We start from the raw sequence: 15742 nt of genomic DNA on the forward strand, positions 1-15742 counted from the left end.
ATGGGGGCTTGGGGGAGCAGGTAGATCGTGAGGTGGATTGTCGAGGTGAGGGGGTGTGGGTATTGGGGCGGATGTGTGCGATTGAGGCGGGGAGAGTTGGGGGAGTTCGGTAGGTAGGTACAGAGATTCGCTTACCTACCGAGTCGCTACCTTCGGGGTCGTCGGAGCTGCTATGCCCGGCGGTCGACGGGAGTCCTTGCCGGACAGGTGACGTCGATCGACGGGGTCAGATCGATGGGGAGGACATGGTGCAGGAGGTACGCGGCCAAGCAGAACGCGACGAATACCACTATGTAAGTGAGGGTGTAGCGCAAGACAGTCGATGCGTGCGACAAGGTGATTGACGTAGTGCGGTGCGGGGTGGTGGCCGGTCCGCCGCAGGGGTGATTCACCGCGGCGGACCGGAGAACGGAAGTGCTGAGGATCAGGCGGCGGCGTACTTGCGCGTGGCGGGGACTTCCATGCCGATCCAGACCAGGCATTGCGTGCAGAGGCTGTCGTTGTTGACGGCGGTGACGCGGGTGCACGCATCGCAGCGGCCGGTGCGCTGACCCGCTCCCAGGACTGGGCCGCGGCGGCGCGGCTGTCGCTGTGCCGGAGCCGACGGCGGCTGCGGGTCGGGCTCGGTCGGTGCCTCGCTGGGAAGTGCTGCGGTGTCGAGGAATTCGTCGATGAGTCGGATCAGCCATTGCGGTGCACGCCCGCGTACCTCGGCGAGCAGGCCACGCGCGGACTCGGGGTAGGTGTCGGCGTAGAACCGGAAGTAGGCGCGGGCGAGATCGCGGGCGGTGAAGCCGTCGGGGAGCAGTGCGAGGCCGGGGCGGTTGTCGGCGCGGCAGATGTCGCAGAGTCCGTCGTCGCTGCGGGGTTCTCCGGTGTGGGTGTGGGTCAGGTGTTGGTCGGTGTCGCTGCGTTCGATGAAGCAGGACACGCACCGCCATCCCCGGGTGGGGGTCATGGCCTCGTGGTCGTAGTCGAGGCCGTTGCCCTGGAACGGGATCGCGGTGCGGCGATCGGTATAGCCGCGCAACGCGGTTCGAGTCGCGGCGTGGGCGAGGGCGTTGTCGTCGCTGACGGAGGGTTTTCCGGCGAGGGCGAGTGCCTGCTGGTGCTGGTCGGCGACATAGTTGACGTAGGTGTGGTTCCACAGTGCGCGGGCCTCATCGGAGTCGAGGGGCGGCTTGCCCCCTGGGAAGCGTGGCGTCCACGAACTCGAGGTGGGTCGGGCGAGCAGTCCGCGTTCGCGGGCTCGATTCTCTGCGGCGCGGGCGTCGGTGAGTTCGGCATCGACGGTGTCGGTGTAGAGATTCTCCGTCACATACTTGGTGACGATCTCGGGCTCGGCTTCGACGGGGCGGCGCTGGCCCCGCCGCAGGGCACGGTATTTGATTTGTTCGGGAGCCCGCCGCGACTTCTCGGTGTCACGGTTGGGGGCCAGGTAGGTGCGTGCGGGTGGATTGCGCCACTGCCGCATCGGCGTACGCGGAAGCTCAGCAGTGGGCAAGGTCGCGTGTGTGGCGGAGTATTCGTCCTCGACGGTGGTGCCGTTGCGTACCGCGCGTGCCTGGATTTCGGCCAGCCGGTCGGCGCGGTCGCGGATGTAGAGTCCAGGGTCGGAGTCCGGCACCAAGGCGACCAGCCGGTGCTGGTTGTCGGGCTCGCTTGCGTACTGGGCGGCAAGGCGTTTCATGGCCGACTCGAACGGATAGAGGGTGAACGTCTCCACGAGCAGGTCCAGGAACTCGCAATCCTGCGGGGTCGCGAGGGTGAGTGCGGCGGGGAAGGCACGGCGTGCGGCGCGGCGGTCGGCGGTGAAGGTGATGTCGAGTGCGGCGATGGCGTCGAGGAATGCGCTGTGTTCGGTCACGAGAGTTCCTAATCTGGACGGTGAATCGGCGAGCAACCCGGCGCGTGAGCAACCTCGGCAGCCGGGATGACCGGCTGGTCTGGGCGACCAGCCGAGGGCGCACGACCGGGGCCGGGCGCGAGGCGCCGGCGGAGGACGCGCCGGGCGTGCGGAAGCGAATTCCTGTGCGCTCAGGAACGCGACGGTGGTGACGGATCAGACGGCGCGCACGGGAATTCGTTTGCGCCGGGCGCGGGCTCAGTGGCGCGGCGTGTGCGGGGCCGGTAGCCCTCGAGATGGCTGGTCGCCCAGACCAGCAGGACATCCCCACCCCACCCCCTGTACTGGGCCGGACCGGCCAAGTACAGGAAGGTTGATGGAGCAGGCTTCAGAAGTCCGGATCGTCGGTGAAGCCGTTGGACCCGACCACCGCGAGAGCCGGTGCACGCCACGGACCCTGGTCATTGGACTGCTGATCCGAACCGTCTGCGGGCTGACCGAACCCGTTCCCGGCCGCTGTCCGCCGTCCTGTCCCTGTGCCGTTGCCGGTCCGGTTCCTCGTCACCTTCGCGGTGGCGTAACGCAGCGAGGGACCGACCTCGTCCACGTCGAGCTCGACGACGGTGCGCTTCTCGCCTTCGCGGGTTTCGTAGCTGCGCTGCTTCAATCGCCCCGAGACGATCACACGCGCTCCGCGAGTCAAGGTTTCGGCCACGTTCTCGGCGGCCTGTCGCCAGATGCCGCAGCGCATGAACAGTGCCTCCCCGTCGCGCCACTCGCCGGAATTCCGGTCGAAATAGCGCGGTGTGGACGCGACGGTGAAATTGGTGACCGCTTCACCGGCGGGTGTGAAGCGAAGCTCGGGGTCACCGGTCAAATTCCCGATGACCGTAAGAGTCGTGTCCTGAGCCATGGTTCAGCTCCCCTTCCGAAAATACTTGATACGACGCCGCTTCCGGGGCGGAAGTCGGTGGTGGACCGCAATGTGACCGTCGCCGGGATGCGCGGCGGAATCCCCGGCCGGTCAGGCAGCGGCGTCGAGGTCGACGGTGTTGTCGACGTCGATGTCGATGTCGTGGAAGTCGATGAGCCCGGCGGCGGCTTGTTCGACGTCGACGAGTTCGAAGTCGAGTGGCTCGCCCACGGTGGCGAGGAACCGCAGATACCGTTGCAAGCCTTGGTCGTTGTAGCGCCAGGAGTCCTTCCCGGCGCGGGATTCGAATGCACCGAGCACCATGGCAAGCACGATCACCCACGCCCGGCTCGCGGTCGCGGACTGGATCGAGGCGACCAACTCGGTGGTGAACCCAGAAACACCGAGCAGGTCCAGAGTGGTCTTCGGTGCATGAAACGAACCCAGCAGATCCGGTTCCCAGGCCAGGGATTCGGCGACGAACTGCCCGGCCTGCGGGGGCGGGGTGCGCCGGGCCAGCAACCGGTGCAGGAATTCCACGCGGCGCTGCTTGGCAGCGAGTCCGCGCTTGTTCAACTCCCGTACCCGCCGCCGTTCCTGCCGCGCGGCTTCCCGTTCGGCCGCGGCCTTCTCCGCGGTCGCACGCAGCTGCTCGGCCTGCTCGCCGCCGGGTGTTTCGCCGCTCGGGGTGAGAGGCCGCATCCGCAAGTCGGACTCGGCCAGTTGGTCGGTGGGAAGGAAGTACCGCGGAATCCAGCGGTCGCGATGTTCCACCGAGTCGGCGTGACGTAAGCCCTCGGCAGGATAGGACTTGGTGTTGCCTTTGGTATCCCAATCGACGCGGTCGGGATCGACGAGTTCGCCGGTGAGGGTGTCGACGAGTAGACCGTTCTCCTCGACATCGACATACACGAGCCACCGGTCGGCGGCCGCGGTAACCAGGTCTTCGGTGACCGGCGCGGCGTCGACGGTTTCCAGCATCTCGGCTGGAAGGAATTGTGGCTCGGGTGAACTGGTGTCGGGCTCCACGGTGAGCACTCCGAAGCCGGCGGCCGCGTAGGTCAAGGCGGCTTCGAGGCGGGCGCGGGCTTCGCGTCGGTCCGCGGCGATCTGATTGGCCACGTAGGTGAACCGTGACCGGCGCTCTTGCAGCAGGCGCTCGACTGCTTCGGTGTCGCCGAGGGTTTCGTATTCGGCGATGACTGCGAGCTGGTCGAGACTGTAGGTAGCGGAGTCGACGAGTCCGCGGGCGGTCGCCGATGCCGCGATCGTTGCCGCGTGTTTGATCTCGGATCGTTTGCGCTGCAAGCCCGTCGCAACGCGGGTCACCGATGCCCCCAGGTCCAGCATCAACGCCACACCGCCGGCGCGGTCCGCGGCGGTCATCGCCACGCGTCGGTCGTTGACGTTCATTTGCTTCAGTGTCGTGCGGATCAGACGCTCGTTCTCGGGAACACTCGGGTCGGCGTCGGTCACCCAGACCGGAACTTTCGCGGTGCCGACCTCGACGGCGATGAGCGTGCGCAGCTGACCCTCGGTGACATGGAGGCTGCCGTCGGACTGGCGTTCGACGATGATCGGGACCTCGACGCCGAACTCCTTGACAGAGTCGATGAGTTCGGGATGCTCGGCGATGTCGAAGGTCTTGCGCACGTTCTGAGCGATCACCAATTCCGACGGCCCTACATACAGTGCCTCGACACTCGGCAGCGCTTCCACATGGTCGTCGGGTTCTGGCGTCGTGAATGGTTCGACGTACCCGGCATCGACGACATCTGCTGTGCTGGGGACGGTGTCCCCGTCGATGATGGCCGCGGTGGTCGGGGAGGGAACGGATTGCATGAGGCAGACCTCCTGAGAGACAAGAACGCGGGGCCACCATGTGCCCGGAGTGGCAGCTGTGTGGTGGCCCCGCGGAGCGAGACAGCGGGCGAGCGGGATCGGTCAGGCAGCGATCGGGCGGCGCTCGGCGCGGGAGACATTGAGCGGACGCAACCGCAGCACGCCGTGGTCGTCGGTAACGAAGGTCCAGTGGCGGCCACGCCAGTCGGGGTGATCGGCTCGCCAGCGATCGAGCACGGTGGTGGCCTCGATCGCCGATACCGTTCCAGCGCGGCCGCGATGAACCAACTGCTCGTACTCGACGCGCGAAATGCGAGTGACAGCAACGGATGTGACGGACATGAGTAACCTCCGGTGATGAGCGGTGGGTGATCGGCGTTGTGGAAGCCGAAGAGCGTGAGCGTGTTTGTCTGATCGCGCGGGGTGAGTTCGGCGGCATCGACCGTGGCCCGTTGGAAAGGCTCGGCAAGAGCCGCGAATCAGGGACGTGTCGGTGCACGAGTACGTCGAGGGACGTCGTGTGCGTCGATGACCAGCTTCGCGTGGCCTGTTCGGATGAAGGCGTGGCAGCCTTGGGCGGCCGCGGAGTCGATAGGGCCAGACAGGGCGGTGACGGGCCGGTTCAGTTCGTTGCCCCGGCAGACGGTGTTGGCGGTGCCGCTTGTAGACCCGCTTCGCACACTACGATCTCGGCGGATCCGGCTGCTCGCCGAACGCACGACCGAGGTGGGATGACGGGTCGAGGGCTATGAGCCCACCCGACATCACGCATTGCGAGGATTCCCTGCGCGGCATGGCGATCCGCGCTGCGATGAGCGCCGGGGACCCCGCCCTGCTCCCGAGCTGACCGGCCGCACCACCCACCGACTCGACACCGACGACTGATCAGCAGCGACCACCCGATCCACGATCCAGGCGGTGTTCGGCGGCTCCGTCGTAACCCTGATTCAGGCGAGCTGGTTCAGCAAGGTGAGGAACTCGTGGGTGGGGTGCAGTTCGAGAGATTCATCGGTCGGTTGGACGTAGGTGACCAGCTCGATATGGCCGCCGTGCCATCGGTACAGGTGCGGACTGGTCGGCCATGGATCGTTCGCGAAGTGATGCACAGCCAGTGAGGCCAGGATCTCCCCAGCCTCGAGCACGTCGATACCGTCGATCGGGGCGGCATAGATGCTGAGTTCGGCGGGAACGGTGAATAATGCACCAGCGCGACCGATGACGTCGGGATAGTCGCCGAGCCACAGCGCATGCGCGCTGGTGTAGTCGTTGCCTTTGAGCAGAAACCAGGGCGGGGCGCCCTCGGGAAAGTCGGCCCGCTCGACATCCAGCGGCCCATCGGTGCGCGTGTTCTGCTCACCGAGCGCGAACAAATCACCTTCATCGACACCCCATCTCGCCAGCAGCTGGTAGGTGACCGGCGAGATGGTGTGTACACCGTCGAGCACCACGCGCTGGGTCAGTCCAGGGGCCAGCGATCGGCAGACGCACGCAACTTGATCACGGGCGCTGTCGGGGTACAGCCGAGTGCGCACCAGTGCCTGCACCGCGGCGAACTCCATCGCCTCGAGCGGTTCGGTTGCGCTGACCTCGTCGTGGCTCAGCCCGGTAGTGAGATGGTCGGAGACCAGCGCGGCCCAGTCCTGCGGTGGCGCCGCAGCGATTTCGCGGACCAAATTCTCCAGGTAGTAGACCGCGGTGCCGGCCGGGCCGGTCACCGTCACCTCGCCGTCCGCGGTCACCCGCGCGGTGTAACCGTGCAACTCGGCGGCAGTGCAGAACAATTCCGTGATCTGCCCGCGAATGTCGCTCAATCGCCCGTCCCTCCCAATTATCAACGCAAGTTTGAGTTGTCGAACTGGTCTGCCGGACCGAGCGTAGAGGCCGACCCAGACACAATCGCGGTCGAACAGCCGGGCGGCAGGACCAAAGGACCCATCGTCGCTATGAAAGTTGTTGAGCGGCAATATGTTTGACTGATTTCGCCCAGGACAGCCAGCGACGCCTCCAGTTTCGTGACCGGCGTGGAGTTGTTCGTCGACGGCGGCATGGCGCAGGTGTGACGCCTCGCCGGCCGACTGGCCTGACCGGCGGCGTGGCACCGGATCCCGGACCGGACTGGGTGGGATGCCGTATCGGAGTGCGATAGCGTCGATGGTGTCGAGGCCGGCGAGCGCGCTCGGCCGGCCGGGTTCGTCACGGGTGAGTAATCGGCCGTCGAAGCGGTGTGCGCGTTCGAGATCGTGTGCGGCCATGGCACGGGTGTGCTGGCCGCAGCGCCAGTTTCGTGCCTGCGCCACGAGACGCTCGGCGGCTTCGAGCGGATCGTGAGTCGCGAGCGAGCCGTGCAGCACACCGACCGCGTCTTCGCGACACGAGGTAGTGTCTTTCACCAAGCTAAAGCATACCTCAAACATCCCTGATGGCCTGTACCACAACTCATCTCACATCCACATGAGCGAGCACTGCCGCCGGCCATACGACGCTCTGCCCGTCGATCTTCCGATGCCCCGCGCTGGCCGGTTCGGTCAGCGCGGGAAGCGGCACAAGCGTGCGAATCTATTGGGTACCATCCCTTGCTCGTCGGAGGTTGGCATGTCCGTCGTGCCTTCGGTTATCAGTGCAGTGGCAGCATCGCTAGCAGCTGCCTTTGCAGGTATGACTCTCTACATATCGGGCCGTCGCGAGAACCGAAAGTGGTTGCGAGAGGCTCTTATCGATGCCTACGTGGAATACCTTGACGCCAGTTTCGCCAGCCGCGGCGCGTATGCGCGCATTGCCCGAGTCGAAGGCTACGACGCCAGCGTATGCACGGAGATGCAAGCGCGAACCGATGAGGCATACTGCGCCCAAGCCGTCGTGCTCACTCGCCTTCGTCTCATCGCACCAAGGAAAGTCGTGTCGGCTGCCGACGCAATCCATCTCGCCGATGGCGCCGTTATGCGCACCACATTCGAGCGGGAGCGGCCACCGATCGACGATGACGAATGGGCCGCGGCTAGAGACAAGCAACACCTCGCCCAGGAGCATTTCATCCGCGTGACGAGGCAGTCGTTGCGGCTCGGTCAGAGTAGTTCCGTCATGAGAGGGTTTGAGTTTCCGGGCCCGTAAGGCCAGAACAGTAGCGCACGCGCTTCGGCAATAGCGCGCACTGCCGGCGGTCGTACGGCGTTCTGCCCGTTGATCTTCCGATGCTCCGCGCTGGCCGGTTCGGTCAGCTCGGTAAGCGGCAGAAGAGGGCGCTAACCCCAGAACCCGATGAGGTCCTTGTCGACTTCCTTCGATCGGTGCAGCCACTCAACGATGCGTGGACCGAAAGGTGCACAGTAGTCGGGATCCTCGGCAACCGCACGTTCCCAATGATCCAGTTCCTCGGCGCAGTCCTCCTTGCTCATGTGGCCCCACCCGTTGCCTTCGGCGATCTCGATGCTCTCGGCCAAGTCCGGAGTGTCAGGGAATGGGTCTTCTTCCATCATGCCGCTGGCCAACTCTTCAATGATCGAAGGCAGATCTCCGGAGCCGAACCGGAACCTTGCGCCGGAGAAGGGCGGACCTCCCAACTCTTCACAGATCAGTTCCAGTGCTTCGACGTAATGCTCGGCATCGTCATCGTCAAAAGGTCCGCCTGCGAAGATCTTTCGAAGGGCATCCTTGTTCCGCTCGACATGATCGTCCCGGTCGTCAGCGTCGAAGCCGAGTAGGAGAGCGTCCGGCTCCCACGCCAGCATCCGACCCAGTCGCTCGTCGTCTTTGGATCCCACGACGGCCACAAGTTCAGCCAGGTCGACAAGGTATATGTTCAAAGTGCTTGACACCGTCGAGATTCTAGCCAGCCACACCGACACCATGCCTCGCCGCGTGCGAGGACTTCCTTGGCAGTGCCCGCACATCGGCAATAGCGGACGTTCTGCGGCGCACAGGGTTCCAGCCGCCGACACCTCGCGCTGGCGGGTTCGGTCAGCGCGGTATGCGGCAATGCAGGATGTTGCCACTTGTGGCCCGGAGCCTCTGCTGCGTGCGCAACACGCTGATCGAGCGTGTCCCGTGCCTGTACCGCGATGAGTTCCACCCGACTCCGGAATGCGCCGAAGGGCACGACGAGCGCTGCGCGCGGGGACGCCACCGCTATCGATGTGGTGCAGCTGTTGTGGGCTCTGTCCCTGCTCGGCGAGCCGGCCGGCCGGGCAGCGGTCACTGCGGTTCATGCTCAACGGAATGCGCGTTGACTGCTGCCGCGCCTGATACGGCATGGGTCCGCTCAGACGCCGGGAGTCAATTGCTTGCGGGCACGTTCGACGCGGCGTTCGACACCGTCCAGGTGTTTCTGTGCACGCTGCAGGGCCTCGCGAGCCGAACGCTCGGTGGCGGCCGTGAATCGGTGGCGGTGTTCGGCTTCGGTCAGCCCGGCACGCAAGGCTTCGATGCGGTCGTCGAGATCAGCGAGATCGGCGGCCGCGGTGTCATGGTCGGATCGGGCGGAAGTCACAGCGGCGCGGGCGGATTCGACTTCGGCGAGCATCTGCTCGAGCTCGCGCCGCACCTCGGCCTGCGGATCGGGGGCGGGCCCGTCGGCAGCCGTGGGATCAGCGCGCCGACCAGTCCGCGCGGCCGATTCCTCAGCGCGATCCTCGGTGGGATCGGCTGTCGTCGAGCGCGTTTCGAAGCTGCGGTGCCCATCGCCGGGAACCGCGGTCAGCGCGGCGGGGCCGAATCCCTCGTAAGTGGCTGCGGCGGTGAGGGTTCCGGCGCGTAACCCCTCGGCGACCGACTGATCCGCCAGTGCCGCCTGCAGGCTCGCGCCGATATCGCGCAGGGCGGGTTCGGTCAGGCGCTGGCCCCGGCCCGCGGCCAGCTCGGCGGCCTTGCGGGTGACGGCGTTGACCACTTTTTGCCGCTGTATGGTGAGGGCACGCAGCTGTTCGGCTGACAGGCGGCGCTGGGCATCGCGCAGGGCGTCGCCCACCCCCAGCAGTGCGCGGACATCATCGCTCGCCTCACGAGACAGCAGATTCAGCGCCCACGCCGTGACCGTCGGCCGCCGCAGCTTGCCGATGGCGGCGGCCAGGGCCTTGTCCCCGGCGTCGCGGGCCTGCCGCACCCGCTCGGTGCGGGCGGCCACGAACTCGGCGGGCGGGAGCCCGTAGAGTTCGGCCACGACCTGGTCGAGCGTCATACCGCCCTAGCCTACGGGCACACCAGCCCCGGGGGATGCCATGGTCAGCGATTGGCCGGCCCGAAAGCGGGCCGCAACGATCCAGCCGCCGGCACCGCTCAGATCGACCGAGAACCAACTGCCCTACAGCAGTGCACAGCGCGCGGGTCGCGGCATGATGGTGCGGTCGGCCGACCGCGGCCTGGCCGGTTCCGAACAGCCTTGTACGCGGCGGGAGCAGACGTGCATGCTCCTGTTCCCAACTCCACCAGAGAAATTGATTCGCATCCGCCCGGGCATGTGATGGCGTGCTCAGATGCTCAGCGACCGTGCGACACCCCGAGAACTATGGAATCGAATGTCGGCCGAGGCCCAAACCCAGTTCGACGAACTGCTCACCTCCGGCGCTTCGATCAAGGCCATCGCTCTGGTCCGCGACCATCTCGGCGAACCCCGACCGCACCTGCACGACTGCATGGACCTGCTCGTTGTACGTGCCGACGACCTCGGCCACCATCCCGCAGACCGCCACGGTGAGGCCTGAAGACTGTGCGTTACGTAATCCACCTTTCTCACGTTCCCTACAGCCTTCCCTGCCGGGTAATCGGCAAACTGCAGCCGCGAACGTGGCGTGTGATCGTGGGCGTCGGGGTCGGGCAGCTCGATGGTGGTGTCCATCAGGACTGGCTCGACGAGGATATGCCGCACGAAATTCGGAGACCGAATGCGTTCTTCTACGTGACCGACGCCGACTGAGCGCACCGTTGGCACCAGTATGAGTGAGCACTCGGACGGCCCGAGTTCAACTCCGGCCGTTGACCTTCGAGCTTCGGGCATCGAACAGATCGTTCAGACGGTGGCCGATTCCTTTCATCGTCTTCGTCACCTCAACCCGATTACACGCTGCAGGGAACCAACGCCATTACCGCTATGCCGGGACGACGACAGACCGAGGCACCGACCGAACCGCTTGACGCAAAACGCCTTACGCTGATTACAGCGCACTTGAGTTGGCTGAAGCTGGGAGTGTTTTGGCTACCCCACGTTGGCTGGCATCTGAGCGCGTTACCCGTCGGTGAGGTGGCCCTGACCACGTAGTCGGGTCAGGTTGCTGCGGATGAACAGGGTGCTGGGGTGATCAGGGCCGAAGGCGCGCTCGGTGTCTGCCAGGGCGCGTTCATAAAGTTGGCTGGCGTCGGACAGGCGATTCGCGCGCTCGTAGCCTTCGGCGAGGACGCAGCGGGCGACGAAGGTGTCGGGGTGGTCGGTGCCCAGCAACTGTTCGCACTCGGTCATGGCCATTTCCAGGAGGGAAAGGGCTTTGGTGCACTGGCCTGAGGACTGGTAGGCGGTGGCGAGGTTGTTTCGGGCGATGAGGGTGTGGGGGTGGTCGATGCCCTGAATTCGTTCGCGGGCTTCCAAGGTGAGCTGGAACAGTTGGATGGCTTCGGTGAGCCGCCCCGAGGACTGGTAAGCCGCAGCGAGGTTGTTGCGGGAGGTGAGGGTATCGGGATGGTCGATGCCCAGAATGCGTTCGCGGGCTTCGAGAGTGAGCTCGAACAGTTGGATAGCTTCAGCGAGCCGGCCTGAGGACTGGTAAGCCGCGGCGAGGTTGTTTCGGGAGGTGAGGGTGGTCGGGTGGTCGGTGCCCAGAATCCGCTCGCTGTCGTCGATGGTGATCTCGAACAGTTCGATGGCTTCGGCGAGACGTCCGGTCGACTCGTAGGCCGCGGCGAGGTTGTTGCGCGAGGCGACGATGCTGGCATGCTCGGTACCCAAGGCCTCGGCGCTGTCGGCAAGGGCCCGCTCGTAGAGAGGAATGGCTTCGGCGAACCGTCCTGTGGAGCGGTAGGCATCGGCGAGGTTGTTGCGCGAGGTGAGCGTGTCGAGATGGTCGATGCCCAGGACGCGCTCACGGTCGGCGAGCGCGCGTTCATACAGGGGGATCGCTTCGGCGAATCGGCCGACGGAGCGGTAGGCGAGGGCGAGGTTGTTTCGGGTGGTGAGGGTGCGGGGGTGATCGGTGCCCACTGCTCGCTCGCTGTCGATAAGCGCCCGTTGGATGTATTCGATGGCTCGTTCGTGTGAGCCCTGGTCGTCGAGAAACTGCCCGGTCAGGTTCAGGATGTCTGTGGTGGTTGTCAGAAGGTTCGCGTTGTGGTCGTGATCGTGGTGAGCGACGAGTGTGTCAACGTGCGGTAGCAAGGTTCGCCAGGTAGCCCATGTGCTCGGGTGCGGATGTTCGGGCAGCGCGCGCAGCAAGGCTGCGGCCGCGTCGGCATGCGCGCGTTCGAGCGCAGTTTCCGAGTCGTGCGGATTATCGATGTCAAGGGTGCGGGCGACCGCTTGCACGAGCCGGTGGACCGACACGCTGGCTGAGCCCGGATGGGCAGAGATCATGTTGTAGGCAGTGAGCGCGCCGATCGCGGAGTGGAGCGCCGGTGGGGCGGCCAGGCCGTCGAACAAGGTGACGGGAATGTCGTCGGGGGCGAACCAGGCCAGCCTTTGAAGGATGTCGATGGCGGCAGGGTGAGCGGTTGTCACTCTGTCGAGGGTCACCTGCCAGATGCGGGCGATCGTGCGTTCAGGATCGAGCACTTCGGCGCTGTCCTGGAACATCTCGGCTGGATACCGTGCCAGCATGGTGAGGTAGTCGTGGGGTGTGAGCAGCGGGTTTTGCGCAAGGTAGGCGCCCGCCTGATCGATGGCCAACGGCAGATGCCCCAAGGCCGCGCACAGCTCGGAGGCGCCATCGGACTCGCGAGGCCCCTCAGCGTTCATCGTGTCGACGAGCAAGGCGACTGATTCGGCCGGATCCAGCACATCGATCCTGACGATCGTGGCCGCGGTCTGCCAACCAGTCGCACGGCGACTGGTGATGACGATTCTGCCGCCGTGGGCGCGGGCCAGAATGTCGGCGATATCGCTGTGGTTTTCGACGTTGTCTAGGACCAACAGCCAGCCGTGGTGGGTGGACAGCCATTGCAGTGCCCGCTCGGCAAGCTGTGCCACCGTCAAGACTTGCGCCAGCATGGGCTGCAGCGCTGTCGCAAGCTCTGCCAGTCCGCGCTCGACGCTGGCGGCGGTGTCGGCAGTGATCCATCGCAGGGGTGCGTGGCCGTGGTCGCGCGTGGCTGCCCACTGGGCCACCAGCGTTGTCTTACCGATCCCGCCCAAGCCGTGCACGGCCTGCACCAGCACTGGACCCGACACCGACAGGGCAGCGTCCAGACGCGCGAGTTCACGCTCACGTCCGACGAAATGTATCGGCTGCACCGGCAGATTGTCGATCCCCGGTGGAGCGTCGATCTCGGCGATCGGTCGCAGGGCTTCGAGCGGCAGATTGACCACGCTAGCACCGTCACCGGTTTGTACAGGCCCGACCGTGGATCCTGCGCCGATCGCGACCGACCGGGCACCAGAAGCGTGTGCGCCCTCCTCGTGATCGAGCACGGGAGGTTGTGGTGACTGATTGTTTGGGCGTTTCCCGGTAAACCACGACACGTCAGATTCGCTAGCTGTAGTGGTCACCCGTCGATATGTCGCCACCTGTGTCGCCCTCGACGACGACGGAACGCGTGCCCGCCGCGGTCACTGAGCCGGGCGCTGGCGAATTCCCATTCGGCCCTGGGCTGTTCGGCGCCCCTGTCACCGGCGGAGTGCCGGTATTGCCTGTGCTGATGGAACCGGTCGTGTTCCCACGTACGGCTACACTGCGCTCGCCCGTCGCGGCAATGGCCGGCACGACCGAACTGTCGGCTTGTCGTCGAGCAAGCCACAACGACGCGGCGAACCCGATCACGGTCAGGCCGACGACGACCAGCCACCACCACCATTTCGCCCCGCCATCTGTGGCCATGTTCACCGCGACCGCTGTGCCGGTGCCGACCGCTGCCACTGCCGCTGTCGGCAGTGCGATGCGCATGAGTACGAATCCCGTCGAAGCCACCGGATGTCTCCTGTTCGCGCCGACCATTCCTGTTGCTACAAGGCTAATCTCACCCGGTTCAATACGATTCGAAACAACAGACACTCTCCTGCACTACGGCGGGCGCCGCGGCCGTCCTGAATCGAGCGATCAGCGGCAGATTAGTACGGTGCGCGCACCGCGGTGGATCCACGGGGGTATCGAGTTCTGTGCCGTCTCCGCAGCGACGTGTGACGCTACGGGGCTGGCCAGTTGTGAAGGTGCTGACGATAGTCCCTGGTAAGCCCCATCTCCTGAGATCAACGGTCCACGAAATTTGTCGCGGTGGTGTGAGCCCATTCGGCGCACCCTGAGGCGAGGTCGTACGAGCACGAACACCTCCATGAAAGCTACAGACAGCAGAACGGCATTCGTCGCGGCCGCCTGCAGTTCGATGCTCGGCTTGCCGATGCCAGCGAGTCGGGTCTCGATATCTCTGGCCTCGCGCGCGGCCCGAAGCGCCGCCCACAGATGCACTGCCGGTGGCAGTTCTAGACACCCCATAAATCGACTGGCCTCGGTATGGTGCAGTGGTCAACCAACCTGGTGCGATCAGGGCGGGCGATTACCTCCGAACGAGCCCCGAACCGACGCACGCGGATCCGGGGCTCGATTGGTCGAAGGGCGGCCATGGCACGGGTGTGCGGGCCGAAGCGTGAATTCCGTTCCTGCGCCACGAGACGCTCGGCGCTTGGAGCGGGCCGTGAGCCGCGAGCAAGCCACACACGGCGGCCGGGGCGGCCAGCGCGGCCCGTGACAGCACCGGCCCCACGCCACCGAGCGTTCGTCAGGATCGGTCATGATCGAACTCCTCTGTCTGTGAATCAGGTTCTGCGACACCGATATCGACGCGCAGTTCGACTGCTGCCTGGGCGCCGGCCCGGCACAGTCGCTGCAGTCGCTGCGGTGGCAGAAGGTTCGACAATGCGGTGCCGAGCAGATGCGCCATGCGGTGTTCGGGGTCCGAGGACAACGCGGCGTCGACAGCGATTCCCGCGAGCACCCCGTCTCCGCGCCGATAGGCGCTGAACGCGAACAGCACCGCGGCCTCGGCGCGGTCCGGATCGGGCAGCGCTCGTGTCAGGATCGACCACAGGTGTTCGGCCCGCACGGCGTGCTCACCGGCCGCGGTACCGAACAGGACATCGCGCACCGCGGTATCGCGCAGGGCGACAGCGACGTCCGCTAATTCGCGGGGTTCGGGCATCTCGAGTGTCGGGGCGTGTTTGATGACATGCATGACCTGCCACAACGCCTGTCGGGTGTAGCCGTCCGGATTACCGACGTGTGCGGTTCGGTCCATTCGTCGATGCGCGTCAGCGGCGGCCTGCGGCAAGGCCGCGGCGACGCGATCGCGCAACGCCACATCGACCTCGACCAGTTCGGTGAGTTCGGCGCGGCTCTGATGGATCTGCCGACCGGTACCGATGATTTCGGCGGCGACCCGTGAGGCGGTCGGGTCGGGGAGGTGTCCGTGTTGCTCGGGTGCGAGCTCGTCCCACCATTGCGCGTTCACGGTGATGGCTCGCGTACTCCAGGCCCCAGCCAGTGTCAGACCCTTCGATTCCAAGGTTTGCCGCAGAGCGTCGAGTACCGAGCGCCAACGCTCATCGATCGGGGACGTTTCGGTGGGGCGAGACAACCGGTCGTCGACCAGGACCGCCAGCACGGCGAAGCCTTCCGCGTGCAGGCACCCGCGTATCGCGAATTGCCCGATCTCTGTGTCCGACAGTCGGATGTGCTCGAGCGGCGATGCCGTGCGAAGGACGGCGTGCACCGATCCCGCTCCAGCGCATGGGGTGTCGTGCTTCAAGAAGATGAGGACCAGTGACCGGGTGGGTGTGAAGCCGAGCAGGGCAGGCACGGCGGCGATGAGGTCGCCGGGTTCACCGACGGACAAAGGCAACGGCATGGCAGAAACTCCTCCTGGCGGGTCGAAAGCGAATCGGGCGGCGGACAATGGGCAAGGCAACTCAGAGGCGTGCCGGCGCACTGCAGGGCGCACGCGAATTGGGCAGGGAAGGA

The 15742-nt window shown here is 65.7% G+C and carries 12 protein-coding genes; 2 read left to right on the forward strand and 10 right to left on the reverse strand.

Annotated elements, in window-relative coordinates; all coding sequences use genetic code 11:
• Window positions 1-424 precede the first annotated feature (424 nt).
• The 5 genes from ACWEQQ_RS05445 to ACWEQQ_RS05465 form a co-directional block, all read right to left on the reverse strand.
• Entirely contained in the window at window positions 425-1867 is a 1443-nt protein-coding gene (locus tag ACWEQQ_RS05445) for a hypothetical protein (protein WP_452347278.1), read from the reverse strand.
• Window positions 1868-2234: 367 nt separating this feature from the next.
• Entirely contained in the window at window positions 2235-2759 is a 525-nt protein-coding gene (locus ACWEQQ_RS05450) for a single-stranded DNA-binding protein (RefSeq protein ID WP_452347279.1), read from the reverse strand.
• A gap of 111 nt (window positions 2760-2870) precedes the next feature.
• The gene (locus ACWEQQ_RS05455) at window positions 2871-4601 is read right to left on the reverse strand and encodes a ParB/RepB/Spo0J family partition protein (protein ID WP_452347280.1); all 1731 of its coding nucleotides are present in this window, start codon (window positions 4599-4601) and stop codon (window positions 2871-2873) included.
• A gap of 102 nt (window positions 4602-4703) precedes the next feature.
• Window positions 4704-4943, reverse strand: a complete 240-nt coding sequence (locus ACWEQQ_RS05460) for a hypothetical protein (RefSeq protein WP_452347281.1) — start codon at window positions 4941-4943, stop codon at window positions 4704-4706.
• A gap of 605 nt (window positions 4944-5548) precedes the next feature.
• Window positions 5549-6952, reverse strand: a complete 1404-nt coding sequence (locus tag ACWEQQ_RS05465; RefSeq protein WP_452347282.1) for a hypothetical protein — start codon at window positions 6950-6952, stop codon at window positions 5549-5551.
• A 241-nt stretch (window positions 6953-7193) separates the two neighbouring features.
• On the opposite strand from ACWEQQ_RS05465, the gene ACWEQQ_RS05470 reads away from it, so the two are divergent.
• Entirely contained in the window at window positions 7194-7709 is a 516-nt protein-coding gene (locus ACWEQQ_RS05470; protein ID WP_452347283.1) for a hypothetical protein, read from the forward strand.
• Between the two features lie 131 nt (window positions 7710-7840).
• Here the strand turns inward: ACWEQQ_RS05470 and ACWEQQ_RS05475 are convergent, their stop codons facing one another.
• Together ACWEQQ_RS05475 and ACWEQQ_RS05480 are read right to left on the reverse strand one after the other, a co-directional pair.
• Window positions 7841-8413 (reverse strand): DUF7691 family protein, encoded by a 573-nt coding sequence (locus tag ACWEQQ_RS05475; RefSeq protein ID WP_452347284.1) that lies wholly within the window; start codon window positions 8411-8413, stop codon window positions 7841-7843.
• Between the two features lie 443 nt (window positions 8414-8856).
• Window positions 8857-9771 carry a hypothetical protein gene (locus ACWEQQ_RS05480; protein ID WP_452347285.1) on the reverse strand — a complete coding sequence of 305 codons (915 nt, stop codon included), beginning with the start codon at window positions 9769-9771 and terminating at the stop codon, window positions 8857-8859.
• Between the two features lie 337 nt (window positions 9772-10108).
• Between ACWEQQ_RS05480 and ACWEQQ_RS05485 the strand changes: the two genes are divergently transcribed.
• Complete coding sequence (locus tag ACWEQQ_RS05485; protein ID WP_452347286.1) at window positions 10109-10294, forward strand: hypothetical protein; 186 nt, start codon at window positions 10109-10111, stop codon at window positions 10292-10294.
• Window positions 10295-10815: 521 nt separating this feature from the next.
• On the opposite strand, the gene ACWEQQ_RS05490 is transcribed toward ACWEQQ_RS05485, so the two are convergent.
• From ACWEQQ_RS05490 to ACWEQQ_RS05500, 3 genes are all read right to left on the reverse strand, one after another.
• Entirely contained in the window at window positions 10816-13101 is a 2286-nt protein-coding gene (locus ACWEQQ_RS05490) for a tetratricopeptide repeat protein (protein WP_452347287.1), read from the reverse strand.
• A gap of 163 nt (window positions 13102-13264) precedes the next feature.
• Complete coding sequence (locus ACWEQQ_RS05495; protein WP_452347288.1) at window positions 13265-13675, reverse strand: hypothetical protein; 411 nt, start codon at window positions 13673-13675, stop codon at window positions 13265-13267.
• An 829-nt stretch (window positions 13676-14504) separates the two neighbouring features.
• Window positions 14505-15629 (reverse strand): DUF4192 domain-containing protein, encoded by a 1125-nt coding sequence (locus ACWEQQ_RS05500; RefSeq protein WP_452347289.1) that lies wholly within the window; start codon window positions 15627-15629, stop codon window positions 14505-14507.
• Window positions 15630-15742: the final 113 nt, after the last annotated feature.

Source organism: Nocardia sp. NPDC004123, from assembly GCF_053603795.1.

What these genes read in the sequence shown, in the direction of transcription:
- ACWEQQ_RS05450 (WP_452347279.1), bottom strand. Translation starts at nt 2,759, where the DNA reads ATGGCTCAGGACACGACTCTTACGGTCATCGGGAATTTGACCGGTGAC.
- ACWEQQ_RS05455 (WP_452347280.1), bottom strand. Translation starts at nt 4,601, where the DNA reads ATGCAATCCGTTCCCTCCCCGACCACCGCGGCCATCATCGACGGGGAC.
- ACWEQQ_RS05460 (WP_452347281.1), bottom strand. Translation starts at nt 4,943, where the DNA reads ATGTCCGTCACATCCGTTGCTGTCACTCGCATTTCGCGCGTCGAGTAC.
- ACWEQQ_RS05470 (WP_452347283.1), top strand. Translation starts at nt 7,194, where the DNA reads ATGTCCGTCGTGCCTTCGGTTATCAGTGCAGTGGCAGCATCGCTAGCA.
- ACWEQQ_RS05480 (WP_452347285.1), bottom strand. Translation starts at nt 9,771, where the DNA reads ATGACGCTCGACCAGGTCGTGGCCGAACTCTACGGGCTCCCGCCCGCC.
- ACWEQQ_RS05485 (WP_452347286.1), top strand. Translation starts at nt 10,109, where the DNA reads ATGTCGGCCGAGGCCCAAACCCAGTTCGACGAACTGCTCACCTCCGGC.
- ACWEQQ_RS05495 (WP_452347288.1), bottom strand. Translation starts at nt 13,675, where the DNA reads ATGCGCATCGCACTGCCGACAGCGGCAGTGGCAGCGGTCGGCACCGGC.
- ACWEQQ_RS05500 (WP_452347289.1), bottom strand. Translation starts at nt 15,629, where the DNA reads ATGCCGTTGCCTTTGTCCGTCGGTGAACCCGGCGACCTCATCGCCGCC.